This is a genomic window from Salinigranum halophilum (assembly GCF_007004735.1).
GTDB lineage: Archaea > Halobacteriota > Halobacteria > Halobacteriales > Haloferacaceae > Salinigranum > Salinigranum halophilum.
In genome coordinates, this window is record NZ_ML660182.1 from 201620 (window position 1) to 227623 (window position 26004).

Consider the following 26004-nt stretch of genomic DNA (forward strand, 5'->3'; position numbering starts at 1 on the left):
ACCCTCCCACGCTGTTCGCCGTCGGTCACGTGGGCACCCTCCCACGCTGTTCGCCGTCGGTCACGTTCGCGACGACGACCGGATTGACCGGCGACGCCCGCGGCGACTGGTCGACGACGCCCGCCGACCGGAGTCCCGAGAGGTCCGTGCCGGTCGCCCGCAGCGCGACGGCCGACGGGGCCTGCGAGACGGTCCACGCCGCCGGCTGTTCGCGGAGCGCGCCGTCGACCGGTCCAGTGGGTCGGTACGGTCGGTCGAGCGAGCCGTCCCCGTCGGCGTCGGGGATGGGCAGGTCACCCCAGTAGTTGCCCTCGCCGCTCCGAGACCAGGTCCGGAGGGGGCCACGGCCGGTCTCGACCTGCAGGTCGTTGTCGACGAAGTCGTTCCGGACGACCCAGTTCGTCGGGAAGAGGGTTGTCGCGCGGACGCCGACGTCGTTGCCGGCGACGACGTTCTCCTCGTACACCGAGCGGTGGCCCGACACGGAGAGGCCGTGGCCGTTGTCGACGAGGACGTTCCGCGCGTAGTAGCTGTCGCTGCCGACGGGGATGAAGCCGTACTCGGAGTCGCGGATGTCGTTGCCCACGACGACGTTCTCGACCGGCCGGGTCATGATGATGACGCCCGCCCGGGTGTCCCGGATGGTGTTGTCCGCGACCGTCCCCCGGGAGGTGTACATGAAGTGGACGCCGTACCGGCCGCCGGTCATGTGGTTGTCGCGGACGACGAAGCCGTCCGCGCGGTGGGTGTAGACCGCATCGCGCCCGCCGACGAACGTGGTCCCCTCGACGAGCGCTCGCGACTGCATCAGGACGACGCCCATGAACCCCTCGCGGGGGTCGTCCGTCCCTTCGACCCTCGAATCGAGCACCGCCGCCCGGTCGGAGAAGCGGACGATGACGCCGCTGGCCGGCGTGTCGACGGTGACGTCGTGGACGACGGAGCCGTTCGCGCGGTGCATGACGACGCCGGCGTCGCCCTGGCCGTACGCGAACTCGACCACCCGCGACCAGTCCTCCTGGGTGAGGTTCTCGCCGTGTGGTCGGCGCTGGGTTCCGTTCGGGCCGACGCCGTCGATGCGGAGCGACGACACCGCGACGCGGGCGTGTCGAAGCGTCAGCACCGAGTCGGTGCCGTTCCCCCGGAGCACCGTCGCGTTCCCCGCACCGACGAGCGTGACCGGCTTCTCGACGGAGAGGTTCGTCACGTTGTAGACCCCCGCTGGGAGCCGAACCGTCGTGTTCGGTGGGGCCGCCTCGAGCGCGGCCGCGAGCGTCGGCGCGTCCGCTCCGACGACGACCGACGTCGGGCGGTCCAGCAGTGTGCGAGCGTCGGTCGCGACACCGTCGGCCCACGCGTGGTCGGCCGCGACGCGCGACTCGAACCGCTCGCGGCGGCGGTCGAGCGGGTTCTCCGCGGTCCGCTGGAGCGTCTCCCAGTCGACGACCCGGCCGCCGTGTTCGTCGCGGAACGACTCGGCGTCGGCCCGGTCGGAGAAGGAGACGGCGAGTTCGCGGCTCGGTGCCCGCGCGGCGCTCCCGACGACGAAGGCAGCGTCCTCGGCGCGGGTCCAGCCGACGGCCCGGCCGCGCTCCGTCGTGAGGTAGCCCTCGGCGGTGAGCACGGGCGTAACCGTCGAGAAGTCGGAGACGAACACGGCGAGCGGCTCGCCGAAGCCCGCGCGCGTCTCGGGTGAGGCGAGCTCTCCGGCGGCCGTCTCGACGCCGTAGTAGCCGACGACGAAGCGGTACTGCGAGAAGTACACCTCCGCGCGAGGGATGTGGAAGTCCTCGGTCTCGGCGCGGTTGACGTCGACGTAGGTCATCCCAGTCGACAGCGTCCTGTCGAACGGGACCGGCCTGAGCTGGTCGCCCGCGGTGGGGCCGAGTGCGAACGCGCCGCTGGAGACGACGAGCACGCCGAGGAGGACCGCCGCGACGACGCGCACGGCCCCGGGTGTGACGAACGTCATCTATCCGGCCACCTCCATGCCGGCGTCACCGTCCGAGGCTCGCGATGGTCGCTGGGGTGACGTCCCCGTGACGCATCAACTGCCCGCCGTGTTCGTCGCGGAACGACTCGGCGTCGGCCCGGTCGGAGAAGCCGATGAGGTCTCGGCCCATCGCGCCTTTCACTTCGCTGGCGACGACGTACGTGACCGTCTCGGCCGAGACGAACGCCTCGGCCTCGGGGTGGGTCGAGATGAGCGTGTCACCCCCCTCGGTGAACGTCCGGTAGTCGACGGTAGAGTAGTCCGTCACGTAGAACGCGGCGGCCTCCCAGCCCTCGTCGCGGCGTTCGAAGTGGAACTGATACGCCTCCCAGGTGCTGTCGAACCGCGCCGGGTTGGCGTGCCCCGCGGGCTCGCGGCCGGGGTAGAATATCTCGGTCGAGGGACCGGGATGGTTCGGGATGACCATCCCGCAGACGTCGCAGCTGTGTTCCTGGGTGAGGGTGATGGCTGCGGGGACGTCGCCCCCACTCGCACCCCCATCTCCGGAGAGGGCGCTGCACCCGGCGAGAGAGGCGGTACCGAGCGCCGCCGCCCCTGCGAGGACCGTCCGTCGGGAGACCGGAGACCGCGTCTGTTCGCACATGGCATTAGGGCTAGGACTCGCGTGCGCTTATTCGTACTCGCCGTTCCCACGCGATGGGAATCGGGTCGCGGGCGGGACGGTCGTCGACCCGAATCCTTAATCATCGTCCCTCGGTAATTCGACCCATGTACGACGAGGACGACCTCGACGAGATCCGTGCCTCACGCGACGAGTGGGAAGCAGAGACGCGTGACCCGACCATCGACCGCTTCGGCGAGCGCAAGGAGCGCTTCGCGACCGTCTCGAACCACGCTGTCGACGACCTGTACACCCCCGCGGACGTGGCGGACATCGACTACGACGAGGACCTCGGCTTCCCGGGCGAGTTCCCGTACACGCGCGGCCCGTACGCGACGATGTACCGTGGACGGACGTGGACGATGCGGCAGTTCGCCGGCTTCGGGACGGCCCAGGAGACGAACGAGCGCTTCCACTACCTCATCGAACACGGCCAGACCGGGCTGTCGACGGCGTTCGATATGCCCTCGCTGATGGGGAAAGACTCCGACGACCCGCTCTCAGACGGCGAGGTCGGGAAGGAGGGGGTCGCCGTCGACACGCTCCGTGACATGGAGGTCCTCTTCGACGGCATCGACATCGCCGACGTGACCACGTCGTTCACCATCAACCCCTCCGCCCCGGTCATCTACGCGATGTACGTGGCACTCGCGGACCAGCGCGGCGTCCCGCGCGAAGAGATCGACGGCACCCTCCAGAACGACATGCTGAAGGAGTTCATCGCACAGAAAGAGTGGGTCATCCCGCCGGAGCCCTCGCTGAAGCTCGTGACGGACACGGTGGAGTTCGCCGCCCAGGAGACGCCGAAGTTCAGCCCCATCTCCATCTCGGGGTATCACATCCGCGAGGCCGGCTCGACGGCGATTCAGGAACTCGCGTTCACGCTCGCCGACGGGTTCGCCTACGTCGAGGACGCCGTCGACAGAGGCCTGGCCGTCGACGAGTTCGCGCCGCAACTGTCCTTCTTCTTCAACTCACACAACTCCATCTTCGAGGAGGTGGCGAAGTTCCGCGCGGGCCGGCGCATCTACGCCCGCGTGATGGACGAGTGGTACGACGCCGAGCGGCCCGAGTCGAAGCGGCTGAAGTTCCACACCCAGACGGCGGGACAGTCGCTCACGGCCCAGCAGCCGCTGAACAACATCGTCCGGGTGACGATTCAGGCGCTCGCGGGCGTCCTCGGCGGGACACAGAGCCTCCACACCAACTCCTACGACGAGGCGCTCGCGCTCCCGGGTGAGGAGGCCGTCCGCGTCGCCCTCCGGACCCAGCAGATCATCGCCGAAGAGAGCGGCGCGGCCGACGTCATCGACCCGCTCGGGGGTTCGTTCTTCGTCGAGTCGCTCACCGAGGAGGTGGAGGCCGAGGCGATGGCCTACCTCGAGGAGATCCGCGAGATGGGCGACGGCTCCGTCCGCGACGGCGTGTTGGATGGAATCCAGCAGGGCTACTTCCACCGCGAAATCCAGGACGCCTCCTATGAGTATCAAGAACGGGTCGAAGACGGCGAGGAAGTCGTCGTCGGGGTCAACAAGTACACGATGGACGAGGACACCCGCCCCGACCTGCTGCACGTCTCCGAGGAGGTCCAAGAACGCCAGCTCACGCGGCTCGAGGAGGTCAAGGCCGAACGCGACGAGGCGGCCGTCGAGGAGGCGCTCGACGCCGTCCGTGAGGCGACGGAGAACGAGGAGAACGTGATGCCCGCGCTCGTCGACGCGGTGAAGGCCTACGCGACGATGGGCGAGATAATGCAGGTGTTCGAGACGCAGTACGGCCAGTACCGCGAGACGGTCGGACTGGTCTGAAGCGGTCGGGCGGGGTGTCGCCTCGCGCCCTCGCCGTGTCTGAGACACTCTCACATATTTCAGCGGCTGGAAACCAATGGTTTATCATGGATGATTCGGAACCTCCCTAGTGAGCTATGTCAGAAGGTGACGCGGAACTCGAGGCACGGTTGGCAGAGCAGGAGGAGTTCGAACCGCCGGAAGCGTTCGTCGAGCAGGCGAACGTCTCAGACCCTGACATCTACGACGAGTTCGAGGAGAACTGGCCCGACTGCTGGGAGAGCGCGGCCGACCTCCTCGACTGGTACGAGGGCTACGACCAGGTGCTGGACGACTCGAACCCACCCTTCTACGAGTGGTTCACGGGCGGGAAGCTGAACGTCTCACACAACTGTCTGGACCGCCACCTCGACGAGCGGGGCGACGAGGCCGCCATCGAGTGGGTCGGCGAGCCCGTCGAAGAGGACGACATCACCTACACCTACGAGGAACTGCACCGCGAGGTCAACGAGTTCGCGGCCGCGCTGAAGGAGATGGGCGTCGGCGAGGACGACGTCGTGACGATGTACATGCCGATGATTCCCGAACTGCCCATCGCCATGCTCGCCTGTGCGCGCATCGGCGCGCCGCACTCGGTGGTGTTCGCGGGCTTCTCCGCGGACGCGCTGGCGACGCGGATGAACTCGGCGGACTCGGAGTATCTCGTCACGTGCGACGGCTACTACCGCCGCGGCGACCCGCTCGACCACCTGAAGAAGGCGAACGAGGGGCTCGGTGGCGTCGACCACGACGTCCAGGGCGTCGTGGTCGCCGAGCGCCTGATGGACGGCGACGGCTTCGGACACGGCTACACGAAGAACCAGCACAGCTACGCCGACCTCGTCGCCGCCCACGAAGGCGCGACGGTCGACCCCGTCGAGCGGGACGCCGAGGACATGCTCTTTCTCATGTACACCTCGGGGACGACGGGGATGCCCAAGGGCGTGAAACACACCACCGGCGGCTACCTCGCGTGGGCGGCGTGGACCTCCCAGGCCGTCCTCGACATCAAGCCCGAGGACACGTACTTCTGTTCGGCCGACATCGGCTGGATTACCGGGCACTCGTACATCGTCTACGGCCCGCTCGCGCTGGGCACGACGACGATGATGTACGAGGGCACGCCCGACTACCCCGAGCGCGACCGCCTCTGGGAGATCATCGAGGAGTACGAGGCGACACAGCTGTACACCGCGCCCACGGCCATCCGGGCGTTCATGAAGTGGGGGAGCCAGTTCCCCGAGGGACACGACCTCTCCAGCCTCCGCCTGCTCGGCACGGTGGGTGAGCCCATCAACCCGCGCGCGTGGAAGTGGTACTACCAGCACATCGGCGACGAGGAGTGTCCCGTCGTCGACACGTGGTGGCAGACCGAGACGGGCGGCATGATGATCACGGGCCTGCCGGCGCTCAAGAAGATGAAGCCCGGCAGCGCCGGCCCGCCGCTTCCCGGGCTGGACGTGCGCATCGTCGACACCAAGGGTGAGCAGGTCGAGGCCGGTCGCGCCGGCTACCTCACGGTGCAGAAGCCGTGGCCCGGCATGCTCCGAACCCTGTACAAGAACGACGAGCGTTTCATCGAGGAGTACTGGGCCGAGTACTCCGACACCGAGTCGTCGGACGCCGCGGACTGGGTCTACTTCCCCGAGGACGGCGCGAAGATCGACGACGAGGGCTACATCACGGTGCTGGGTCGCGTCGACGACGTCATCAACGTCTCCGGCCACCGGCTGGGGACGATGGAGATCGAGTCGGCAATCGTCGGCGTCGAGGGCGTCGCCGAGGCGGCCGTCGTCGGCGGTGAACACGACATCAAGGGCGAGGCGGTGTACGCCTACGTCATCCTCGAGGACGGCTTCGAGGGCGACGACGAGATGAGCGCGGCCATCGTCGAGGGTGTCGAGGACGCTATCGGCCCCATCGCACGACCCGAGCAGGTCGTCTTCACGCCCGAACTCCCCAAGACGCGGTCGGGGAAGATCATGCGCCGCCTCCTCGAACAGATCGCCAACGAGGAGGAACTCGGCGACACGACGACGCTACGCAACCCCGAGATCGTCGAGGACATCCAAGAGCAGGTCCAGAGCGACTGAGCGGGGCGCGTCGACCACTCGAACTCGCGTTTTTTGTACCGTTCACCCCTCGAGCACCTGCGCTCCTCGTCGTCGGCCGTGCCGTCGACGCGGAGTTCGTCGCCCGACCCGTGTCCGGCGTTCCGTCGTGGACCCGCGTGCGACACCCGTCGACGGGACCGACTCCCACCTACAGTGTCAGACGGGGTATCTGTCCGAGCGAGATGGCGCGTCCAGTGTCGTATCACCCAGTCGGTAACTGTGTCGCCGAGACGGCGGCGTGTCGGTGGGCCTCACCTGTGCAGCGGTGCTTCGCGGCGTTTACCCTCTTTTTCGCCGTTCGACCGCTCGTGCGCCGTGGTATCGTTTGTGAAATATCGAGAAGCGTATAACATTGACTCCAGTATCCTTATTTTCCCGTGTGTCGAACGGTTGATATCGATGGTGTCTCCTCCCGATATCCGCCCACCCGACTCGGACCGCCTCTTGCAGTACGAGGTGTCGGTGGAGGAGTCGCTCAGCGACGCGGTGTTGCGCGCCGCTGGAACGCTCCTCGACGACCTCACGTCGGTCCGGCCCCTGTCGTCGGTCATCGACGTCGAATCGATCGATACCCTCTTCGACCACCGTCGCGACGCCGAGAGCGGGTCGGACACACGCGTCATCGCGTTCGTCGCCTGGGACCTCCAGTTCGTCGTCACCGCGAGCACCATCGAAGTGTACGAGGCGGACACGCCGCTCGAGTGACGACCGACGGTCGGTGTAAAGACCGCCGTGCCCGCAATCTATTTCATGAACGTCCGTAAACGACCCTCGTATGGAGAAACCACTCCTCGTGACCGACTTTCTGGACCGGGCGCGACGACACTACGCCGACCAGGAAGCGGTACTCGCGACGACCGGTGAACGCTACACGTACGCGGAACTCGGCGACCGGGTCGACGGGTTCGCCGCCGCGCTCCAGTCCCGTGGTATCGAGAAGGGCGACCGCGTGGCCGTCTTGGACCCGAACACGCACTACCACCTCGAAGCGGCCTACGCCTCCTTCGAGTGTGGCGCGGTCCACACACCGCTGAACTACCGACTGGTGGCGAGCGACTTCGAGTACATCCTGAACGACGCCGGCGTGAAGGCCATCTACGCCGACTACGACTACGCGGACAAGATCGAGGCGGTCCGCGACGAGGTGCCCACCGAGGTGTTCATCACGAACGACACCGAGAAGGTCGACGGCGACTGGCTGTCGTTCGACGACCTCGTCGAGGAGGAGGGGACTCACGAGCGCCCCGAGATGCACGAAGACGAGATCGTCACCATCAACTACACCTCGGGGACGACCGGCGACCCGAAGGGCGTCTGCCGCACCCACCGGACCGAGACCATCCACGCGTACCTCGTCAGCATCCACCAGGAGATCACCGACGGCGACGTCTACTACTGGACGCTCCCGATGTTCCACGTCAACGGCTGGGGTCACATCTACGCCGTCACGGGGCTGGGCGCGCGCCACGTCTGCACCCGTGGGGTCGACGCCGAACACATCTTCGAGTCCATCCGGAACGAGGACGTCTCGTACCTCTGTGCCGCGCCGACGGTGCTGAAACTGCTGATGGAGTACTACGAGGAACACGACCCCGAACCGACGGGCGCGAACCCGGTGCGCGTCGCAACGGCCGGTGCGGCCCCGCCGGAAGCGACCATCCGCGCGGTCGAAGACGAGTTCGGCTGGTACCTGAAACACGTCTACGGCGCGACCGAGACGGGGCCGCTCATCACCACCTCCGACACGAAGCGGCTGTTCGACCCCGACTCCGACTCCCGGTTCGCGGTCAAGAAGAAGCAGGGAATCGGCTACCTCGGGACCGAGGTTCGCGTCGTCGACGAGGACGGCAACGACGTGCCCAGAGACGGCACGACCATCGGGGAGATCGTCGTCCGCGGCAACCAGGTGATGGACGGCTACTGGGAGAAACCCGAAGCCACCGAGGAGGCGTTCAACGACCGCGTCGAGGGGTACTACCACATGGGCGACCTCGCCGCGATGGACGAACACGGGATGCTCATCATCCAGGACCGCAAGAAGGACATCATCATCTCCGGCGGGGAGAACATCTCGTCGCTCGAACTGGAAGACACCCTGTTCGACCACCCCCAGGTCGGCGACGTCGCGGTCATCCCCGCACCCTCCGACGAGTGGGGCGAGGTCCCGAAGGCGTTCGTCGTCCCGAAGAGCGGCGACCCGAACGACCCCGGCACCTCGGAGTCCGAACTCGTCGAGTTCTGCCGTGAGCGCATCGCGACGTACAAGGTGCCCAAAGAGATCGAGTTCGTGAAGGCGCTTCCGAAGACCGCGACCGGGAAAATCCAGAAGTACGAACTCCGCGAGCAGGAGTGGGAAGACGAAGACCGGATGGTCGGCCAGGGATAGCGAACGTCAGTCGTTCCGGCGGTCGACGAGGTCGATCGCCCGGTCGATGAACCGTCGCGGCGTCGAGCGCGTCGACGCCGCAGCGTCGTCTTCGGTGTTCCGTGCTTCGTCTGCGTCCGCGTCCGCGTCTGCGTCCGTATCTCGCGTCCCCACAGCAGCGGCACCGTCCGACGCGACCGTCTCGATGTCGTCGTCCCCGGGGACTGGCGCCCCCGTGTCATCGTCCGCGTCGGTGAGCCCTCCCGTGTCATCGCCGGCCGCTGTCGTGGCCGATTCCGCGTCGTCGGACGCTGTGGTGGGTGCGTCCGTCTCTTCGTCGTCTCCGGGACGAGCGGACGCCGTCGTCCGGTCGGCCACGTCGGCGGACGCGCCGCCGTCGGGGTCAACCCGCTCGGCGTCGTCACCGTCGATGTCCTCGCTTCCGACGGTGCCGGGGTCGACATCGCCCTCGTCTTCGTGCTCGTCGTCGTCCGGGTCCCTGTCGTCGGAGATGGCGGATATCACTCGGCCAGTCGTCTCGGGCGGAGCCGTTCCCGCCTCATCGGTGACGGCGTCCGCGTCGTGGACCGCCGTCGTACGTGGCCCGGCGTCCTCCCCGTTCGTCCGGATCGACGAGGAAGCGGCCGTCGTCCCGTTCTCCGGTCGACCGTTCGTCGCTTCGGTGACGACGCCCGTTGGCCGCACCTCGGGTTTCGTGTCGACATCGTCCGTGTCGTCGGCGTCCACGTCGCCCTCGTCCTCTTCGGTGCTATCGACGAACGCGAAGCCGCTCCCTTCGCCGTCGAGCCTGTCCGCAGAGAGGACCGTCGACCTGGTCGCACCGAGGGCGTCGACCCGCTCCGCGACGCGCTCGCCGAGGGCTCGATACGCCGCCGCGGCGTCGCTGTCGCGCTCGGCGACGACAACCGGCCGTCCGGTGTCCTGGGCGTCCGCGACGGCGGTGTCCTCCGGGACGTGTCCGAGCAGGTCCACGGAGAGGAAGTCGGCGATGTGGTCGACGCCGGGCGACCGGCCGGTCCCGGACCTGACGAAGACGACGCCGGCGACGCTCCCACCGACCTGTCGTGTGAGGTCGCGCGTCTTCTTCGTGTCGCGGACGGACGCGACGCGCGGCGACGAGACCAACACCGTCTCGTCGGCGAGTGCGAGCGCGAGGACGGCGCTCGGCATCACCCCCGCGCCGGTGTCGAGGACCACCACGTCGTACGCGAACCGGAGGGTCTCGAGGACGCCCGGCATCGCGTCGACGTCGGCGTTCACGAACCCTCGGAGCGTCGCCCCGCTCGGCAGCACGTCGAAGCCACCTGGCGCGTCGTAGGTGGCGTCTACCACACTCACCGTCCCACCCAGCACCTCGTGCAGCGTCGGGTCTTCCCCCTCGAGTCGGACGTCGATGTCCAGAAAGTCGCCGACGTTGGCCATCGCCAGGTCGAGTTCGACGAGGACGACGTCGTAGCCCGTCTCGGACAGAACCGTACTGAGATTGATACTGGTCGTCGTCTTCCCGACACCTCCTTTCGACCCCGCCACCGCGAACACCACCCCGTTACCCATGCGCATACGTCCATCTGCTCCGCTGTCGGACCTGTATGTTTCTAGCCGGATATCAATAGAGATACTCAGGACGGACCGCGCGCCGACCGACGCTCGCGGACGTGGTGGCCGAGTGACGAGAGTCGAGCACTCGCCCGAGTCCGGACGGCCACGAGGTGTCGCCAGGTCCCGATTCAGTCGGTCCGTCGGTCGACGAGGTCGATCGCCCGGTCGATGAACCGCTTCGTAGCCGACTGCTTCGACCCCCACGACTCGTCTTCCGGTTGCGGCTCCGCCGGCCCGTCAGCCAGCGTGAGCGACTCCTCGGGCGAGCGGTCCTCGTCTTCCGTGTGCCGACCGTTACTCGCGTGCCGACCGGTGTGTTCCTGCGGTTCGTGACCCTGCGGTCGGTCGGCTTCGCCCTCCCGGTCGCTTGCTCCGTCCGCGTCGTCCGACTGACCGTCTCCGTCGGTCTCGATGGATTCGAGTCGGGCCGCGATCTCGTCGTCGGTCGCCCCGGCCGGCGCGTGGTCGTCGTCCGCTCGCTGGACGCGTCTCCTCCCCCGTCGCGTCCGGGCCGAGTCGTCGTCCGTCTGTCGTCTGGTCTCGTCGCCAGAGAGCTCGGGTGACCGGTCGACCGTGGTCCCGTTCGTCGTGGCGGTCGCGGCCGTCTGTCCGTTCGCGGCCTCCACCCCGACGCTCGGTGCGTCCGGCGGGTCGGCGGCTGTGGTCCCCGCGTCGTCACCGTCGTCGCTCCCCGCGTCCCCGTCGACGAAGCTGAACCCGTCGGCGTCGTTCTCGTCGCCCGTCGAGAGCGCCGTGTCGTCTGGTCCCCCGGCGTCGACCATCGCCGCTTGCTCTTCGTCGCGCGTGTTGGCCGCCTTGAGCGTCCCGACGCGCTCGTGGATGCGAGAGCCGAGGGCCCGGTACGCCGCCGCGGCGTCGCTGTCCCCTCTGGCGACGACGACCGGCCGTCCCACGTCCTGTGCGCTCGCGACGGCGGTGTCCTCCGGGACGTGTCCGAGCAGGTCCACGGAGAGGAAGTCGGCGATGCGGTCGACGCCGGGTGACCGACCGCTCCCGGACTTGATGAAGACGACGCCGGCGACGCTCCCGCCGACGTGTCGGACCAAGTCGCGCGTCTTCTTCGTGTCGCGGACGGACGCGACGCGCGGTGACGAGACCAACACCGTCTCGTCCGCGAGCGAGAGAGGGAGGACCGTCTCGGCACCCAGCCCCGCTCCGGTGTCGAGGACCACCACGTCGTAGGCCGCACGAACCTCTCGGACGACGTCGGCGGCCGCGTCGATGTTCGCGTTCGCGAACCCCTGGAGCGTCGCCCCGCTCGGCACCACGTCGAAGCCGCCGGGGGCCTCGTAGGTGGCGTCGGCCACGCTCGCGGCGTCCGCCAGCACCTCGTGCAGCGTCGGGTCGCGGCCGTGTTCGAGGCGCACGTCGAGGTCGAGGAAGTCGCCGACGTTCGCCATCGCCAGGTCGAGTTCGACGAGGACGACGTCGTGACCGACCTCCGCCAACACCGCGCTGAGGTTGATACTGGTCGTGGTCTTTCCGACCCCCCCTTTCGCCCCCGCGATTGCGAGGACCACTCCAGTAGCCATACACACCGGTTACGGCTCTAACATTTGTACGTTTTCACCCAAGTATCGAACATGAGAACTCCGAGACAGGTGTGTCGGCGAGGGAAGACGCGCTCAGAGGTAAGCCGCGTCCCACCGGGTCGCCTTGCTCCGATTCCCGCACGCACCGCACTCGAGGCGTTCCATGGTGTCCATGACGACGCCCGTGTTCCCGCACGAACACGCCCAGCCGTAGCGTTCCTCGCGGTCGGTGTCCAGATACATCGCGTGGAAGACGCCGCCGGAGCCACGGACGGTCTCGTCGTGTGCGACGTACACCGTCCGACCGTTGACGGCCCGCTCCTCGAGGTCGCCGTCGTACTCGCCGGGGTCGGGGAACTTGACGTACACGCGCTCGGCGAACTCCTTCCCACTGATGTTGATGATCCGTTCGCCCGCGGCCGTGAAGCCGTGGTCGTCGTAGAACTCCGTTCCCATCTCGTTGGCGACGAGGACGGCCCCCTCGAGTCGCTCGACGCCCGCGCCGAGGAGTTCGTCCTCCAGCGCCGCCAGCAACTCCGCGCCGATGCCTCGACCGCGGTGGTCGGGGGCGACGTGGAGCCAGTCGATCTCGCCGACGACCTCGCGCCGGGAGACGACGTAGCTCTGGACGAAGCCGACGAGTTCGCCGTCGTCCTCGGCGACGACGAAGTAGGTATCCTCGGCCGCGAGGTCGTCGGCGAGGTCCGCCGAGTCGTACCAGCGCTCGATGACGGAGTCGATGAGGTCGTGGTCCAGCGCGTGCCCGTACGATTCCGCGAGCGATTCGCGTGCGACACGCCGTATCTCTGCAACGTCGTCGGCCGTTGCCTGACGGATGTCCATATCTAGTACACACTTCGATACGCCTTAACAATGTTACTCCCTCGCACTCGCTCACGTGGATTGATTACGCCCGAGAGTGAGGTGGGGGCCATGTCCGAGACGACGGCGCTGTGCTTCGACATGTACGGGACGCTGTGTGACACGTCGAGCGTCACGCGACGGCTCGGTGAGGTCCTCGACCTCTCGGGTGTCCTCACCGACGCGGTCGACGCGACGTGGCGCCGAAAACAGCTCCAGTACTCGTATCAGGCGGCACAGATGGACGCGTACGAGCCGTTCTGGGAGGTCACGGGGCGTGCGCTCGACTACGCGCTCGCGGAGTACGACATCGACCCGACGCCCGAGGAACGCGAACGGGTCGTCGAGGCGTACGACCACCTCTCGCCGTACCCCGACGCCGCTGCGACGCTCGAGGAACTCGGCGACGCGGGCTACACGGTGACGGTCCTCTCGAACGGCAACCCGGCGATGCTGGAACGACTCGCGGAGAACGCGGGGCTCACACCACATCTCGACGACATCATCAGCGCGGACGAGGTGAGGACGTTCAAGCCCGACCCCGCAGTGTACGAGAACGCGGCGCGTCGACTCGGCGAGGACATCGGTGCGTGCCGACTCGTCTCCGCGAACGCCTGGGACGCCGCGGGTGCGGGCAACGCCGGGATGGGCGTCGCGTGGGTCAACCGTCGGCGTGACCCTCCGGAGGCGATTGGTCCGGTGCCCGAGACGGTCGTCGACTCGCTCGCTCGACTCCCGGACGCGCTCGGCCGCGCGTAGGGCGAGCGCCGCGCTCGTTTCACCCGACCGAGCCGCCTCTGTCATTTCATCTACTAATACTTTTCGGCACGGACGTGCCACCGCATATCCATAACAATTATTAAGGAAACCTTCTGGGTCTAAGTATGGCACGGGATAACACCTCGCCAAATCGCCGAGACGTGTTGAAAGCAGCAGGTGCCGCTGGCGTGGCTGGGCTGGCCGGGCTGGCTGGCTGCAGTGGCGGTGGCGGAGGCGGCGGAGGCGGCGGAGATGGCGGTGACGGTGGCGGCGGAGGCGGCGACGGGGGCAACGGTGGCGGAGGCGGCGGTTCCGGTGACGACTATCCGGAGCTCGGTAACTATCCCGTCGAGGGCGACGAGGTCGTCTTCGGCTTCAACGTCCCGCAGTCGGGGTCGTACTCTCAGGAGGGGGCGGACGAGCTTCGCGCGTACAACCTCGCAGTGCAGCACCTGAACAACGGCGGCGGCTGGGTCGACGAGTGGGACGACCTCTCCGGTGACGGCGTCTTGGGGAAGACAGTCGTCTCCGTCGAGGGTGACACCGCGACCGACCCCGACACGGCCCGCCAGTCCGCCTCGCGGATGATCAGCCGTGACGAGGCGATCATGGTGACCGGGGGGTCCTCGTCCGGTGTGGCCATCGCGGTGCAGCAGCTGTGTCAAGAAGAACGGGTCATGTTCATGGCCTGTCTGACCCACTCGAACGACACCACGGGGCCGGAGTGTGTCCGCTACAGCTTCCGCGAGATGTTCAACGCCTACATGACGGGGCAGGCACTGGCGCCAGTCCTCGCCGAGGAGTACGGCGAGGACCTCAACTTCTACCAGCTGTACGCCGACTACTCGTGGGGACAGACCCAGCAAGAGTCGATGAACCAGTTCTTCACCGAGGTCGGCGGCTGGACGCAGCTCGACTCCGTCCCGACGCCCCTTGGGACCTCCGACTACTCGTCGTACCTCTCGGAAGTCCCGAGCGACGCCGACGTGCTCGTGTTGAACCACTACGGGCTGGACGCGGCGAACTCCCTCCCGCAGGCCATCAACCAGGGTCTCGACGAGGAGATGGAGATCGTCGTCCCGCTGTACAATCGGCTGATGGCGGAGGCCGCGAGCGACTCCATCGAGGACATCTTCGGCACGGCCGACTGGTCGTGGCAGCTCGAAGACAGCGCCTCCCAGGCGTTCACCGAGGCGTTCCAGAGCGAGTTCGACAAGGTACCCTCGTACGCCGCCCGGCTGGCGTACACCCAGGCCTTGCAGTACGCCGCGGCCTGCGAGCGCGCGGGGACGTTCTACCCGCCCGAAGTCATCCGTGCGCTGGAGGACTACGACTTCAGCGGTGCCGGCCTCGGCGAAGAGACGATGCGTGGCTGCGACCACCAGGCACAGCGCGACGTGCTGGTCATGCGCGGGCTCGCTTCGGGCGACCAGACCGAGAGTCGACTGCTCGAGATCGTCAACCAGACCGGCCGGGACCAGCTCGGCTACGCCTGTGACGCGGGCCCGGCAGCCGACTGCGAACTCGGCGAGTACGGCGACGAGTAACCGACTCCAGACTACGTCCACCGACTTTCTTCGTCGTACCGAGACGAAGAGTCCCACGCGAATGTCAACACCGACAAATACTAACAGGTACCACGGGAACCGGAATTTGTACGAACAATCATGAGTCTCCTGTCGCAAGCCGTAACGATACTCCTCAACGGGCTCCAGCAGGGCGCGATATTCGCGCTGCTGGGGATCGGGTTGACCATCATCCTGGGCACGATGCGGTTTCTCAATCTCGCCCACGGGGCACTCTACCTCGTCGGCGCGTACATTGGGATGTTCGTCGTCCGGGAGACGACCCTCACCAACGGAGTGTTGCAGAGCCTCGGAATCACCAACTACGGTGTGGGACTCGGCTTCCTCGCCGCGCTCGTCCTCGTCCCCATCATCGGGGTCGTCGTCGGAGCGTTCATGGAGCGGTTCATCGCCGAGCCGTTCTACGACCGCCCCGAGACCGACCAGCTCCTCGTGACGTTCGGGCTCGCGCTCGTGGTCGAAGAGCTCATCAAGCAGGTCGTGGGGGGGAACACCTTCCAGCCGATTCCCCCACAGACCATCCTCGGCTTCCAGATGTCGGGGCCGATCACCCTCCCCATCGTCGGGTCGTTCCCGCGGTGGCGGCTCTATCTCGTCCTCCTCGCTGGCATCGTCATCGTCCTGACGTACCTCGTCATCGAGCGGACGGACTTCGGGCTGGTCGTCCAGGCGGGGACGCGTGACTCCGAGATGGTCAGACTGCTCGGAATCCCCATCAACCGGTCGTACACGCTCGTGTTCGCCGTCGGCGCGTCGCTGGCGGCCTTCGCGGGCCTCGTCGGTGCGTCCATCCAGACCATCAGCCCGCAGATCGGCACCCAGCAGGCGCTGATTCCCGCGTTCCTCACCATCGTCGTCGGCGGGGCGGGCTCCGTCGTCGGTGCCATCGCGGGTGGGATGGTGCTCGGCCTCATCGTCGCCGCGTTCCAGCAGACGTTCTCACAGTGGGCGTTCATCATGATGTACCTCTTCGTCGCGCTCGTGTTGGTGTTCAAACCAGAGGGCCTCTTCGGGGGCGTGGAGGTGGGCGAGTGAGCCCCGACCCAGAAAGCGACGGGGGCACTGTCGTCGACGACGCGACCGGCGCTCGCTCCGAGCAGAGCTTCTTCGAGCGGATGCAAGAGAGCGACACGATGTCGCTCGCCGGCTTCGCCGCGATGATCGTCGTCTTCCCGGTCCTCTTGGTGCAGGGGCTCGGCACCCTCGGCGACATCGTCGGCCTGCGGATCGGCGGCTACGTCGGCCTGCCGGATCTGGTGCTCATCTTCGGCATCGCCGTCATCGGCTTCAACCTCCTCTTGGGCTACACCGAACTGCTGTCGTTCGGTCACGCCGCGTTCTTCGGGTCGGCCGCCTACGCCGCGGCCATCTTCAGCGGCGTCCTCGACAGTCCGGTCGTGATGGTCGGCGTCGGCACGCTCGTCGCCATCGTCATCGCCTGGCCCATCGGCTACGTCTCCATCCGTCGGAGCGGGGTGTACTTCGCGGTCCTCACCCTGACGTTCGGGCAGATGCTGTACTTCTACGCGCTCGGGCCGGGGTCGTGGATCACCAACGGTGACAACGGCTACTCCGACATCTCGGTCGGACACCTGCTGACGGTGTTCGAACTCGACGAGGCCATCGTCGGCATCGACCTGCTCGAAGCGTACACCTGGCAGTACGTCTTCGTCGCGCTCTGTGCACTCTTCGCCCTGTGGTTCGGCTACCGCATCATCAACTCGCCGTACGGCCTCATCTTCAAGGCGCTCGGCGAGAACGAAGAGCGCGTCTCCTTCGTCGGGCTCAACGTCTTCCGGTACAAGCACATGGCGTTCATCATCTCCGCGGGCTACGCCGGCGCTGCGGGCGCGCTGTTCGTCATCCACGAGACGTACATCCACCCGACGACCGGTCTCTTCTGGATCACCTCCGGCGACTTCGTCATCATGACCGTCCTCGGCGGGACCGGTTCGCTCATCGGCCCCGTCTTCGGGGCGCTCATCTTCGAGTACGTCTCGAACGTCATCTCCGGCGTCTCGCTGCCTGTCATCGGCTCTATCGGCTCGTTGTGGCGCATCGTCCTCGGCGCGGTGTTCATCGCCGTCGTCTGGGTGTTCCCACAGGGCGTCTGGGGCGCTATCTGGGACGGTATCAGGTGGCTGACGAGCCTCGGTGGCGGAGGTGACGACCGATGAGTCTCCTCGAGACAGAGGACCTCCGGAAGCAGTTCGGCGGGCTGACCGCTGTCGACGACGTCTCGTTCCAGGTCGAACGCGGTGAGACCCGCGCCGTCATCGGTCCCAACGGGGCCGGCAAGTCGACGCTCATCAACTGCATCACCGGGATGCTCGAGCCGACCGCGGGGTCGGTCTACTTCGACGGCGACGACATCACGGGGATGGACCCACACGTGGCGGTCCAGACGGGTATCTCGAAGTCGTTCCAGACGGCCTCCATCTTCCCCAACATGACGGTCAAAGAGAACGTCGAAATCGCCGCCCTGGCGGCCGAACACGGGTCCTTCCAGCTCAACTTCTTCAAAAACCGGGGGTCGTTCGAGGAGGTCCACCGTATCTCCGAGCGGATGCTTGACGCGGTCGGGTTGCTCGAACACCGCGACAAGACCGCCGGGAGCCTCCCGTACGGCGACAAGCGCCGTCTCGAGATCGCCATCGCGCTCGCTTCCGAGCCCGAGATGCTGTTCATGGACGAGCCGACGGCGGGCATGTCGCCCGAAGAGACCAACTCGACGGTCGACCTCATCGAGGAACTCCAGGACGACCTGGGGCTGACCATCCTCATCGTCGAACACGACATGGAGATCATCTTCCGTATCTCGGACCGAATTTTGGTGTTGAACCGTGGCCGCGTCATCGCCGACGGGACGCCCGAAGAGGTGCGTGACAACGAGGACGTCCAGGAGGCGTACCTGGGGGGTGTCGAACTGTGAGCGACGACCCACTCCTCCGACTCGAGAACGTCGACTCGTACTACGGGCAGAGCCACATCCTGCGGGACATCTCGATGGAGGTCCGAGAGGGTGAGATCTGTGCGCTGCTCGGTCGTAACGGCGCGGGCAAGACGACCACGCTCCGCTCTATCGCCGGCGCGCGGCCGCCGGACGTCCGGGACGGACGCGTCCTCTTCGAGGGCCGAGACGTCACCGGGGAGACGACGGAGGACATCTCTTCGGGGGGCATCGCGCTCGTCCCCGAGGAACGCCGTGTCTTCCCGAACCTCTCCGTCGAGGAGAACCTGCACCTGCCCGACGTCGCGCGGAACTGGTCGAACACGTTCGGCCGGAACATCAGCGTCTCGAAGACCGGGTTGACGAACGAGGAGATATACGAGGACTTCCCCCGACTCGACGAGCGACGCACGCAGAAGGCGGGGACGCTCTCCGGCGGCGAGCAGCAGATGCTCGCCATCGCGCGCGCGCTCAAGCAGGGCGCGGACCTCCTGATGCTCGACGAGCCCTACGAGGGGCTCGCTCCACAGATCATCGAGAGCGTCGAAGACGCCATCGAGCGGATCCGCGACTCCGGCAAGACCATCCTGCTCGTCGAACAGAACGCGGTCGCCGCCATCAACATCGCCGACCGCGCGTACGTCGTCGACCAGGGTGAGGTCGTCTTCGACGGGAGCGCCGAGGAACTGCGCGACGACGAGGAGACGCGACAGCGGTATCTGGGGGTCTGACGATGGCCGCACACACCAGCGTCGACCCCGAGTCCGCGCTCGACCGCCTTGTCGACGAGGGCGTCGTCGAAGCACACGCCGACGGGTCGCTGACGACCACAGAGGCGTACGAGCGGACCCGCGTCGTCTACCACGATACGTACGGGAACGCGGACGAAGCGACCGTCGTTCAGGCGCTCTCGGAGGTCTTCGACGTCGACCGGGAGGCCGTCGCGGCGTACGTCGACGAACACGACGTCGGACCGGCAGACCTCGTCGCGTACCTGTCGTTACAGTCGTTTCTCGACCCGGTGCCCGACCGGGAGCTCCTCGCGACGATGGCCGCCCTCGTCGTTGAGGTCGGACCGGGCTCGCCGGTCCCCGGCCAACTCGACGAACTCGACGACGACAGCTACGAGGCGTTCCTCGCCGAACATCCCGACGCCGTGCTGACGGTGTGGAAGACGGGCTGTCATCCCTGCGACGCGATGAAGGACGACCTCGACGAGATCCTCGGTCGCGTCCCGGACGGCGTCGCCGTCGCCGGCCTCGACGGTGAGTCGATCCCGTCGTTCCGACTCGAGTACGGGGTCGACTCAGCGCCGGCCGTCCTCGCGTTCAGCGACGGCACTCTCGTCGAGTCGCTCACCGGTCGCCGGTCGCCCGTCGCGCTCGAACAGTTCTTCGCTGTCGTCTACGGGGACGACGACACCGTCGACCCCGTCGCCGCCGTCGAGGCGGCGGCCGACCGTGACGACGGTTCGGTGGAGTTCGTCGACGCCGACGCCGACGTCGACGAGTAACGGTCTCCGCTCTCTTTCGCCTTCCGCGTCACCGTCGCTCGTCGTCCTACTTTTTGGCCGTCGAGAAGCCGCACGTCTACCGCTCGTCCCGCGCCTCAGCTCGTCTCCGGCACGCCCGTGACCATCACGGGGCGACCCGCGTTGAGGATGACCGTCTGGGTGACGCTCCCGAACAGGGCCTTGCCGGCCGGCGAGCGCTTTCGCCCCCCGATGACGATGAGGTCGGCGTCGGCCTCGTCGCCGGCGTCGACGATGGCCTCCGCGGGGTCGCCGCTCGACTCCGTCACGTCGAACTCGATGCCGGCCTCGTCGAGGACGTCACCGGCTGCTCTGACGGGGGCGAGCTGTGTCGCCGAGGCACCGCTCGGGTTGTCGGTGAAGCTGTGGATGAGCGTGACACGCTTCTCCGAGCCATCGCCCGGCATCCCGGCGACTTCCTCGGCGCAGAGCTTCGCGTGGTCCTCGTCCTCGTCGACCCCGATAATGACGTGGTACATACATCACACGTCCGACGGTGATGGCTTAGTCCTTTGGGGATTCGGTCGACTGCGCCGCCTTACTCGATGTCGTCGCGTCCGACGGCGTCGACGTCGTCGACGAACTCCGAGACAGCGACGACGAACAGGAGCGGGATTCCGAGGACGACGGCGACAGTGAGACCGCCGTAGAGTCCGAAGCCAATCGCCGTCGGCGGAAGCTCGAAGACGAAGAACAGCGCCGGTGCCGACGGGTCGTCGACCGCGACGGTGAACAGCACGCCCATGACTGCCGCGATTCCGACCAGGACGGCGTAGAGGACGACGACGAACCGTCGGCCCCCGAATCCGTCGCCACCGTCGGCTGTCGACTCGGTGGGTGTCACACGCGTCGTTCGGGACGGCGGCGGATTAGCCCTTTCGACCGGGGACGAACCGCGGACCGATTGACCTTTACTCCCGGCACCCGAGATACGAGTATGTCGGATAAGGACCTTCTCGCGCTCGTCCTCGGTGGGGTCGCGCTCCTCATGTTCGCGACAGGAATCATCCTCGCGGTCTGAGACGACGACTCACTGTGACGGTGTCTCCGCGTCGTGTTCGACCCGCGCCAACACTCGTCCGGGGACGTACCCGACGAACGGACGCACGAGGTGTCAGTACACCTCGAACTACCACGCGGCGACCGGGTCGGGCCCTGCGGTCCGCGTCTCGTCGGTGACGGGTGTCCGCTCCTCGCCGTACGGACCGAACGAGAGGCCGGCGATGGTTTTTGCGTATCCACGAGGTCCGGGGTGGTCGACCGCCAGCACCGCCTCGTACCGTAGCCCGGTGGGTATCCCGGCCCCGTCGGTGACCGGCAACGGTCCGACGGCTCGGCCGGGACGCGTCGTGTGCACGTGGTCTCACCGTCCGAACGGCGGGAGCCGGCGCGAAGTACTCGTGAACTGGGCTCGCGAGTCGAGAGTCGTGACTCGGACCCGGTGAGGACGAACCGTAACGCGGGCGCGAAAAGTGTCGGGAGTCGTGTCGCGTCTCAGGCGTCGTCGGCTTCCGTGTCGACGTCAGCGTCGCCGTCGACCGCCCCGCCGTCGGTCGCGACTTCGAGTTCCTCCTCGCCGCCGTCGGCGATGGCCGTCTCGAGCTTGCGCTCGTACCACTGCCACTCAGCGGTCTCGAGGCCGTAATCCTTGAGATTCCACGGGTCGCCGTCTTCGACCTTCGGGCCCTCGAGCCAGGAGTTGACGAAGTTCCAGAGCCAGATGAGCTGCCCGACGAAGATGATGAGCGCGCCCAGCGTGGCGACCTGGTGGAGCGTGGCGAACTCGGGGAGGTAGGTCGCATAGCGCCGCGGCATGCCGCCGTAGCCGAGCAGGATCATCGCGATGAACGTCACGTTCGTCCCGATCATCGAGAGCCAGAAGTGTGCCTTCCCCAGGGTCTTCTGGTACATCCGCCCCGTGTAGAGCGGGAACCAGTAGTAGAGGCCCGCGAAGCCGGCGAACGCGATACAGCCCATGACGATGTAGTGGAAGTGACCGACCACGTAGTAGGTGTCGTGGAGCACGAGGTTGACGGGAATCGAGGCGAGGAAGACGCCCGTCACGCCCCCAATGATGAAGTTGGAGACGAAGCCGATGCAGAACAGCATCGGCGTCGTCAGTCTGACCTTCCCGTTCCACAGCGTCGTGATCCAGTTGAACGTCTTGACTGCCGAGGGAATCGCGATGGCGAGCGAGACGGCCATGAACGAGGCGCGGAGGCGCGGGTCGATACCCGTCGCGAACATGTGGTGCGCCCAGACGCCGAACGAGAGCACGCCGATGGCGAGCGTCGAGTAGACGACGAACTTGAAGCCGAACAGCCGTCGTCCCGCAAAGCGTGGCAGGACGTACGAGACGATGCCCATCGGCGGGAGCACGAGGATGTACACCTCGGGATGGCCGAAGAACCAGAAGAGGTGCTGCCAGAGGATGTAGCCGCCGTCGACGGAGAAGAACGTCGTGCCGAGGTTGCGGTCCATGAGCAGCATGATGATGGCGCTGCCGAGCAGCGGGAACGCGAAGAGGATGAGCCCCGACTGGGTGAGGATGGTCCACGAGAAGATGTCGAGGTTCGCCCAGGTCACCTCCTCGGCACGCTCGGTGAAGATGGTCGCGATGAAGTTGATCGCACCCATCGTCGCCGAGACACCGGTGAGGTGGAGCCCGAGCAGCATCAGGTCGACGCCGGCGTTGGCCTGGTTGCCCGACCCGACGCCCGACGACAGCGGCGTGTACATCGTCCACGCGGTCTGTGCCGGAATGAGGTCCGGGATGGGGAAGAAGCCGGCCCAGATGAGCAGCGCACCGGGCGGGAGGAGCCAGAAGGCGATGGCGTTGATGCGCGGGAACGCCATGTCGTCCGCGTCGATGATGAGCGGGACGAGGTAGTTCGCAAAGGCTGCGATGATGGGCGTTCCGAACAGGAACAGCATCGTGATGCCGTGGCTCGTGAGCATCGAGTTGTAGAACGTGTTCGAGATGAGGGTCATGCCGGGGTCGGCGAGTTCGATTCGCATCAGCGTGACCATCACCCCACCGACGACGAACGCGACGACCGCGTACGCGCCGTAGAGGATGCCGATGTCCTTGTGGTCGACCGTCGTGAGCCAGCGGATGATTCCCGCGGGCTTCTCGCGCGACACGTAGGTACTCTCGCCGCCGAAGCCGCCACCTCCGGCCAGCGGTGTGTACGAGCGCCAGTTCTCGACCCGTGCGAGCCAGACGGCGACGATGACGAGGAACACCCCCATGAGAACCGTCAATGCCAGCTGTCCACTCATCCCCGAACCGCCGGATGACGATTGGAGAAGAGCCGACGCCAGCTGTCCGTTAGCAACCATGAGTATGCCTGAGGATTGGAGCGTAATGAAAGATTCGGGATGCACGCCATCGGGCGTTTGTCCACAGCGACCGCCGTCACATCGCCCGAACGCCGACGTCGCGAGCGCGGTGGGCACTCGTGGCCGTCCGTGACGCCCTTCGTCGCTACCGCACGGCGGGGAACGGGGACAAAAAGGACGTTACCCGTCGGTGTCGGACCGCTCGTCGCCGGCTTCGAGCTGCGGCTCGTCCGCATCGGCCTCGGCTTCGGCTTCGAGGTCGTGCAGGGGCTTCGCGCCCGTCACCGTCGCCTGGCCCGGCAGGTAGACCGTGTAGTCCTTCTCCGCGCCCGCGATGGCCTTCCCGGAGATGTACGTCAGGATCGCCAGGAGGATGAACGGGGCGATGAGCAGGCCGAACTGGATGCCTGTCGGCAGCGTCTCGACGCCGAACGGGTTGAACACCACGAACGCGACGATGAAGAAGAAGATGATGAACAGCGGGATGATGTTCACCACCAGGTCGAGCATCGTGTCCCGGTCGAATATCTCGTTCGCCATATCTCTCGCTTACGACCAGCACTCAAATAGGTTGTCGATTCTCGCTCGTGGCTGGAGCCCGCGCCGTCAGACCGCCGGGGCGTCGTCGGTGACGAAGAGCTCCCCCGCGGCCGCACCGACGACGAGGAGTACGCCGGTGACGATGATGGCGTACCCCCGAGTGACGAGGTTCAGGTCCGTGAAGGTGAACGCCGCCCCGATTCCGAGGAGGACGACGGCGAGGACGCCGAGCGCCCGCCACGGTGACTCGACGTAGCCTGCCTCCTGCAGGATGCCCGAGACGCTGCCGCAGAAGAGGATGAGCCCGCCGACCGAGAGGGGAAACAGGTCGAAGAGGATGCCCAGTTCGGCGATAGGAATCCCCAGCGCGATGAATATCGGCCACGGGCTGGCCATCCGGTACTGCTCTGAGAGCCCCGGTTGCTCGTCCATACGCTCTCTGGGGAGTGAACGGTAAGAAGCGCTTCGGTCCTCGGTAGTGGCTTCAGTGGAGTTGGTGACGCACTCAGTCGTACTCGTTGCCGTGCCCGTCCGCACGTCGCCACGCAGAATACCCGGTACGGACACGGTCATACTTACCCTCACCCGACTCGACCCCGGCGGTCACGTAGCGTCGTAATGAACAGGTTTTTCGACGGGCGTGACGGACCGTCGGACAATGGGACTGGAGGAGGAGATCGAGGAACTCCGCGAGGAGATCTCGAACACGCCCTACAACAAGTCGACCGAGCAGCATATCGGCCGGCTGAAGGCGAAGCTCGCGGAGAAGAAGGAGAAACTCGAGAATCAGTCCTCCGCGGGCGGCGGCCACGGCTACGCCGTCGAGAAGACCGGCGACGCCACGGTGGCGCTCGTCGGGTTCCCCTCCGTGGGCAAGTCCACGCTCATCAACGCGCTCACGAACGCCGACAGCGAGGTCGGTGAGTACGAGTTCACCACGCTGAACGTGAACCCGGGCATGCTGAAGTACAACGGCGCGAACATCCAGATCCTCGACGTCCCGGGGCTCATCGAGGGTGCGGCGGGCGGACGCGGCGGCGGGAAGGAAGTCCTCTCGGTCGTCCGAACCGCCGACCTCGTCGTCTTCATGCTGTCGGTGTTCGAGATCGAGAAGTACGAACGCCTCAACGAGGAGCTGTACTACAACAAGGTCCGCCTCGACACCACCCCAGCGAGCCTTTCGATCAACAAGACGGCCAAGGGCGGCATCCGGGTGACCAAGAGCGACGCCGTCTCACTCGACGAGGACACCATCAAGAGCGTCCTCCGCGAGCACGGCTTCGTCAACGCCGACGTCACCGTCCGTGGCGACTGTGACATCGACGAACTCATCGACGGCATCATGGACAACCGCGTCTACCTGCCGTCGATGGTCGCGGTGAACAAGGCCGACCTCATCGACCGCGACTACCTCCCCACGGTGGAAGAGAACCTCCGCGAGTGCGGCATCGACCCCGACGAGGCCGTCTTCATCAGCGCCGAGAAGGAGAAGGGCCTCGACGCGCTGAAAGAGAAGATGTGGGAGTCGCTCGGCCTCATCCGGGTGTACATGGACAAGCCCGGCCGCGGCGTCGACTACGACGAACCGCTGGTGCTCAAGATGGGGGAGAACACGGTCGAGGACGCCCTGCACAAACTGGGCGGCAACTTCGACGAGCGGTTCCGTTTCGCCCGCGTGACGGGGCCGAGCGCCAAACACGACGAACAACAGGTCGGTCGCAGCCACGAACTCGCAGACGAGGACGTCATGCGCATCGTCGCGCGGAAGTGACCCGCCACCTGCGGAAGCTCCCGTCCACCTCAGAGGGCTTTTCTTCGCCGACGACAACTCCCGGCCATGCCCGACCGGACCGACCGCGCCTCGTTCGTCGTGCTGCTACTCCTCGTCGCCATCCCCTGGTCGGTCCAGACCTTCTCGCGCGGCGGTGGGACGACGTTCGTCTTCGCGTGGGGCCTGTTCAACACGGCACCGCCAAACGCGACGTACATCTGGGACTTCTTCTTCGTCTACACGCAGGGACTTCCCGGGTACATCTACGCGTGGCCGCTCAGCGTGTGTTGTTACCTCGGGGCCGTCGTGAGCGGGTTCGTCGGCCTCGTCTTCGGCCGAGAGGACCCCCGCGTGACCGGTGGGTTGCTGGTCGTCGCGGGCGTGGCACAGCTGTCGCTCGCGCGTGACTTCTCGGTGCAGCCGTACCGGACCGCGTGGCCCCTCGGGACCTTCGCCTTCCTCGTCGTCGCCTGGTGGCTCTACTGGCCCGCGGCGAAGCGGCGCTTTCAGTCCGTGTGGTCCTGAGCAGTTCGGCCCGCCGACCGCGTGAACCGGGCTTCGAAAGGCCGAC

Annotated in this window: 24 protein-coding genes; 13 read left to right on the forward strand and 11 right to left on the reverse strand. The window is 66.7% G+C overall.

Annotated elements, in window-relative coordinates:
• Nucleotides 1–25 precede the first annotated feature (25 nt).
• Together E6N53_RS01040 and E6N53_RS01045 are read right to left on the reverse strand one after the other, a co-directional pair.
• Nucleotides 26–1972: a NosD domain-containing protein gene (locus tag E6N53_RS01040; protein ID WP_142856204.1), complete on the reverse strand. Its 1947-nt coding sequence runs from the start codon at nt 1970–1972 to the stop codon at nt 26–28.
• Nucleotides 1973–1997: 25 nt separating this feature from the next.
• Nucleotides 1998–2597: a nitrous oxide reductase accessory protein NosL gene (locus E6N53_RS01045; protein WP_142856206.1), complete on the reverse strand. Its 600-nt coding sequence runs from the start codon at nt 2595–2597 to the stop codon at nt 1998–2000.
• 125 nt (nt 2598–2722) lie between these two features.
• Here E6N53_RS01045 and E6N53_RS01050 point away from each other — a divergent pair, with 125 nt between their 5' ends.
• From E6N53_RS01050 to E6N53_RS01065, 4 genes are all read left to right on the forward strand, one after another.
• On the forward strand, nt 2723–4423 hold the full coding sequence (locus tag E6N53_RS01050; protein ID WP_142856208.1) for an acyl-CoA mutase large subunit family protein: 1701 nt from the start codon (nt 2723–2725) through the stop codon (nt 4421–4423).
• 116 nt (nt 4424–4539) lie between these two features.
• Nucleotides 4540–6534 carry an acetate--CoA ligase gene (acs, locus tag E6N53_RS01055; RefSeq protein ID WP_142856211.1) on the forward strand — a complete coding sequence of 665 codons (1995 nt, stop codon included), beginning with the start codon at nt 4540–4542 and terminating at the stop codon, nt 6532–6534.
• Nucleotides 6535–6954: 420 nt separating this feature from the next.
• Complete coding sequence (locus E6N53_RS01060) at nt 6955–7260, forward strand: HalOD1 output domain-containing protein (RefSeq protein ID WP_142856213.1); 306 nt, start codon at nt 6955–6957, stop codon at nt 7258–7260.
• 70 nt (nt 7261–7330) lie between these two features.
• Nucleotides 7331–8941 carry a long-chain-fatty-acid--CoA ligase gene (locus E6N53_RS01065; protein WP_136602147.1) on the forward strand — a complete coding sequence of 537 codons (1611 nt, stop codon included), beginning with the start codon at nt 7331–7333 and terminating at the stop codon, nt 8939–8941.
• A gap of 6 nt (nt 8942–8947) precedes the next feature.
• Here E6N53_RS01065 and E6N53_RS01070 read toward each other — a convergent pair whose 3' ends face one another.
• The 3 genes from E6N53_RS01070 to E6N53_RS01080 form a co-directional block, all read right to left on the reverse strand.
• Nucleotides 8948–10501, reverse strand: coding sequence for a P-loop NTPase (locus tag E6N53_RS01070; RefSeq protein ID WP_142856215.1), 1554 nt, complete (start codon nt 10499–10501; stop codon nt 8948–8950).
• Nucleotides 10502–10668: 167 nt separating this feature from the next.
• Nucleotides 10669–12093: an AAA family ATPase gene (locus tag E6N53_RS01075; RefSeq protein WP_142856217.1), complete on the reverse strand. Its 1425-nt coding sequence runs from the start codon at nt 12091–12093 to the stop codon at nt 10669–10671.
• Between the two features lie 93 nt (nt 12094–12186).
• The gene (locus E6N53_RS01080) at nt 12187–12936 is read right to left on the reverse strand and encodes a GNAT family N-acetyltransferase (protein ID WP_142856220.1); all 750 of its coding nucleotides are present in this window, start codon (nt 12934–12936) and stop codon (nt 12187–12189) included.
• A gap of 90 nt (nt 12937–13026) precedes the next feature.
• Between E6N53_RS01080 and E6N53_RS01085 the strand changes: the two genes are divergently transcribed.
• The 7 genes from E6N53_RS01085 to E6N53_RS01115 all read left to right on the forward strand — a co-directional run bounded on the left by E6N53_RS01085 (nt 13027) and on the right by E6N53_RS01115 (nt 19762).
• The gene (locus E6N53_RS01085; protein ID WP_161596497.1) at nt 13027–13713 is read left to right on the forward strand and encodes a haloacid dehalogenase type II; all 687 of its coding nucleotides are present in this window, start codon (nt 13027–13029) and stop codon (nt 13711–13713) included.
• Between the two features lie 125 nt (nt 13714–13838).
• Nucleotides 13839–15260, forward strand: coding sequence for a substrate-binding protein (locus tag E6N53_RS01090; RefSeq protein WP_142856224.1), 1422 nt, complete (start codon nt 13839–13841; stop codon nt 15258–15260).
• A gap of 120 nt (nt 15261–15380) precedes the next feature.
• The gene (locus E6N53_RS01095; RefSeq protein ID WP_136588624.1) at nt 15381–16334 is read left to right on the forward strand and encodes a branched-chain amino acid ABC transporter permease; all 954 of its coding nucleotides are present in this window, start codon (nt 15381–15383) and stop codon (nt 16332–16334) included.
• The gene (locus tag E6N53_RS01100) at nt 16331–17476 is read left to right on the forward strand and encodes a branched-chain amino acid ABC transporter permease (RefSeq protein ID WP_136588625.1); all 1146 of its coding nucleotides are present in this window, start codon (nt 16331–16333) and stop codon (nt 17474–17476) included. The genes E6N53_RS01095 and E6N53_RS01100 overlap by 4 nt, the downstream gene beginning before the upstream one ends.
• Nucleotides 17473–18231: an ABC transporter ATP-binding protein gene (locus tag E6N53_RS01105; protein WP_136588626.1), complete on the forward strand. Its 759-nt coding sequence runs from the start codon at nt 17473–17475 to the stop codon at nt 18229–18231. Before E6N53_RS01100 ends, E6N53_RS01105 begins: the two co-directional genes overlap by 4 nt.
• A complete protein-coding gene (locus E6N53_RS01110) occupies nt 18228–18980 on the forward strand; it encodes an ABC transporter ATP-binding protein (protein WP_236639673.1) in 753 nt (250 codons plus the stop codon). Before E6N53_RS01105 ends, E6N53_RS01110 begins: the two co-directional genes overlap by 4 nt.
• 2 nt (nt 18981–18982) lie before the next feature.
• The gene (locus E6N53_RS01115; protein ID WP_142856226.1) at nt 18983–19762 is read left to right on the forward strand and encodes a thioredoxin family protein; all 780 of its coding nucleotides are present in this window, start codon (nt 18983–18985) and stop codon (nt 19760–19762) included.
• A 95-nt stretch (nt 19763–19857) separates the two neighbouring features.
• On the opposite strand, the gene E6N53_RS01120 is transcribed toward E6N53_RS01115, so the two are convergent.
• The 6 genes from E6N53_RS01120 to E6N53_RS01145 all read right to left on the reverse strand — a co-directional run bounded on the left by E6N53_RS01120 (nt 19858) and on the right by E6N53_RS01145 (nt 24094).
• Nucleotides 19858–20259, reverse strand: coding sequence for a universal stress protein (locus E6N53_RS01120; RefSeq protein WP_142856228.1), 402 nt, complete (start codon nt 20257–20259; stop codon nt 19858–19860).
• 59 nt (nt 20260–20318) lie between these two features.
• Nucleotides 20319–20624 (reverse strand): DUF7520 family protein, encoded by a 306-nt coding sequence (locus E6N53_RS01125; protein ID WP_142856230.1) that lies wholly within the window; start codon nt 20622–20624, stop codon nt 20319–20321.
• Between the two features lie 285 nt (nt 20625–20909).
• A complete protein-coding gene (locus E6N53_RS01130; protein ID WP_142856232.1) occupies nt 20910–21137 on the reverse strand; it encodes a hypothetical protein in 228 nt (75 codons plus the stop codon).
• Nucleotides 21138–21274: 137 nt separating this feature from the next.
• Entirely contained in the window at nt 21275–23032 is a 1758-nt protein-coding gene (locus tag E6N53_RS01135) for a cbb3-type cytochrome c oxidase subunit I (RefSeq protein ID WP_142857225.1), read from the reverse strand.
• Between the two features lie 270 nt (nt 23033–23302).
• Nucleotides 23303–23662 (reverse strand): DUF6684 family protein, encoded by a 360-nt coding sequence (locus E6N53_RS01140; protein ID WP_142856234.1) that lies wholly within the window; start codon nt 23660–23662, stop codon nt 23303–23305.
• A 66-nt stretch (nt 23663–23728) separates the two neighbouring features.
• Entirely contained in the window at nt 23729–24094 is a 366-nt protein-coding gene (locus E6N53_RS01145; RefSeq protein ID WP_136602157.1) for a DUF7541 family protein, read from the reverse strand.
• Nucleotides 24095–24320: 226 nt separating this feature from the next.
• On the opposite strand from E6N53_RS01145, the gene E6N53_RS01150 reads away from it, so the two are divergent.
• Both E6N53_RS01150 and E6N53_RS01155 read left to right on the forward strand, forming a co-directional pair.
• The gene (locus E6N53_RS01150; RefSeq protein ID WP_142856236.1) at nt 24321–25433 is read left to right on the forward strand and encodes an OBG GTPase family GTP-binding protein; all 1113 of its coding nucleotides are present in this window, start codon (nt 24321–24323) and stop codon (nt 25431–25433) included.
• A gap of 66 nt (nt 25434–25499) precedes the next feature.
• The gene (locus E6N53_RS01155) at nt 25500–25958 is read left to right on the forward strand and encodes a TIGR04206 family protein (protein ID WP_136588634.1); all 459 of its coding nucleotides are present in this window, start codon (nt 25500–25502) and stop codon (nt 25956–25958) included.
• Nucleotides 25959–26004: the final 46 nt, after the last annotated feature.

Coding starts and splice junctions, on each gene's coding strand:
- E6N53_RS01045 (WP_142856206.1), bottom strand. CDS start 2,597: ATGTGCGAACAGACGCGGTCTCCGGTCTCCCGACGGACGGTCCTCGCA.
- E6N53_RS01080 (WP_142856220.1), bottom strand. CDS start 12,936: ATGGACATCCGTCAGGCAACGGCCGACGACGTTGCAGAGATACGGCGT.
- E6N53_RS01105 (WP_136588626.1), top strand. CDS start 17,473: ATGAGTCTCCTCGAGACAGAGGACCTCCGGAAGCAGTTCGGCGGGCTG.
- E6N53_RS01155 (WP_136588634.1), top strand. CDS start 25,500: ATGCCCGACCGGACCGACCGCGCCTCGTTCGTCGTGCTGCTACTCCTC.
- E6N53_RS01145 (WP_136602157.1), bottom strand. CDS start 24,094: ATGGACGAGCAACCGGGGCTCTCAGAGCAGTACCGGATGGCCAGCCCG.
- E6N53_RS01070 (WP_142856215.1), bottom strand. CDS start 10,501: ATGCGCATGGGTAACGGGGTGGTGTTCGCGGTGGCGGGGTCGAAAGGA.
- E6N53_RS01090 (WP_142856224.1), top strand. CDS start 13,839: ATGGCACGGGATAACACCTCGCCAAATCGCCGAGACGTGTTGAAAGCA.
- acs (WP_142856211.1), top strand. CDS start 4,540: ATGTCAGAAGGTGACGCGGAACTCGAGGCACGGTTGGCAGAGCAGGAG.
- E6N53_RS01085 (WP_161596497.1), top strand. CDS start 13,027: ATGTCCGAGACGACGGCGCTGTGCTTCGACATGTACGGGACGCTGTGT.
- E6N53_RS01050 (WP_142856208.1), top strand. CDS start 2,723: ATGTACGACGAGGACGACCTCGACGAGATCCGTGCCTCACGCGACGAG.
- E6N53_RS01140 (WP_142856234.1), bottom strand. CDS start 23,662: ATGGCGAACGAGATATTCGACCGGGACACGATGCTCGACCTGGTGGTG.
- E6N53_RS01075 (WP_142856217.1), bottom strand. CDS start 12,093: ATGGCTACTGGAGTGGTCCTCGCAATCGCGGGGGCGAAAGGGGGGGTC.
- E6N53_RS01135 (WP_142857225.1), bottom strand. CDS start 23,032: ATGGGGGTGTTCCTCGTCATCGTCGCCGTCTGGCTCGCACGGGTCGAG.
- E6N53_RS01060 (WP_142856213.1), top strand. CDS start 6,955: ATGGTGTCTCCTCCCGATATCCGCCCACCCGACTCGGACCGCCTCTTG.
- E6N53_RS01040 (WP_142856204.1), bottom strand. CDS start 1,972: ATGACGTTCGTCACACCCGGGGCCGTGCGCGTCGTCGCGGCGGTCCTC.
- E6N53_RS01120 (WP_142856228.1), bottom strand. CDS start 20,259: ATGTACCACGTCATTATCGGGGTCGACGAGGACGAGGACCACGCGAAG.
- E6N53_RS01065 (WP_136602147.1), top strand. CDS start 7,331: ATGGAGAAACCACTCCTCGTGACCGACTTTCTGGACCGGGCGCGACGA.
- E6N53_RS01150 (WP_142856236.1), top strand. CDS start 24,321: ATGGGACTGGAGGAGGAGATCGAGGAACTCCGCGAGGAGATCTCGAAC.
- E6N53_RS01115 (WP_142856226.1), top strand. CDS start 18,983: ATGGCCGCACACACCAGCGTCGACCCCGAGTCCGCGCTCGACCGCCTT.
- E6N53_RS01095 (WP_136588624.1), top strand. CDS start 15,381: ATGAGTCTCCTGTCGCAAGCCGTAACGATACTCCTCAACGGGCTCCAG.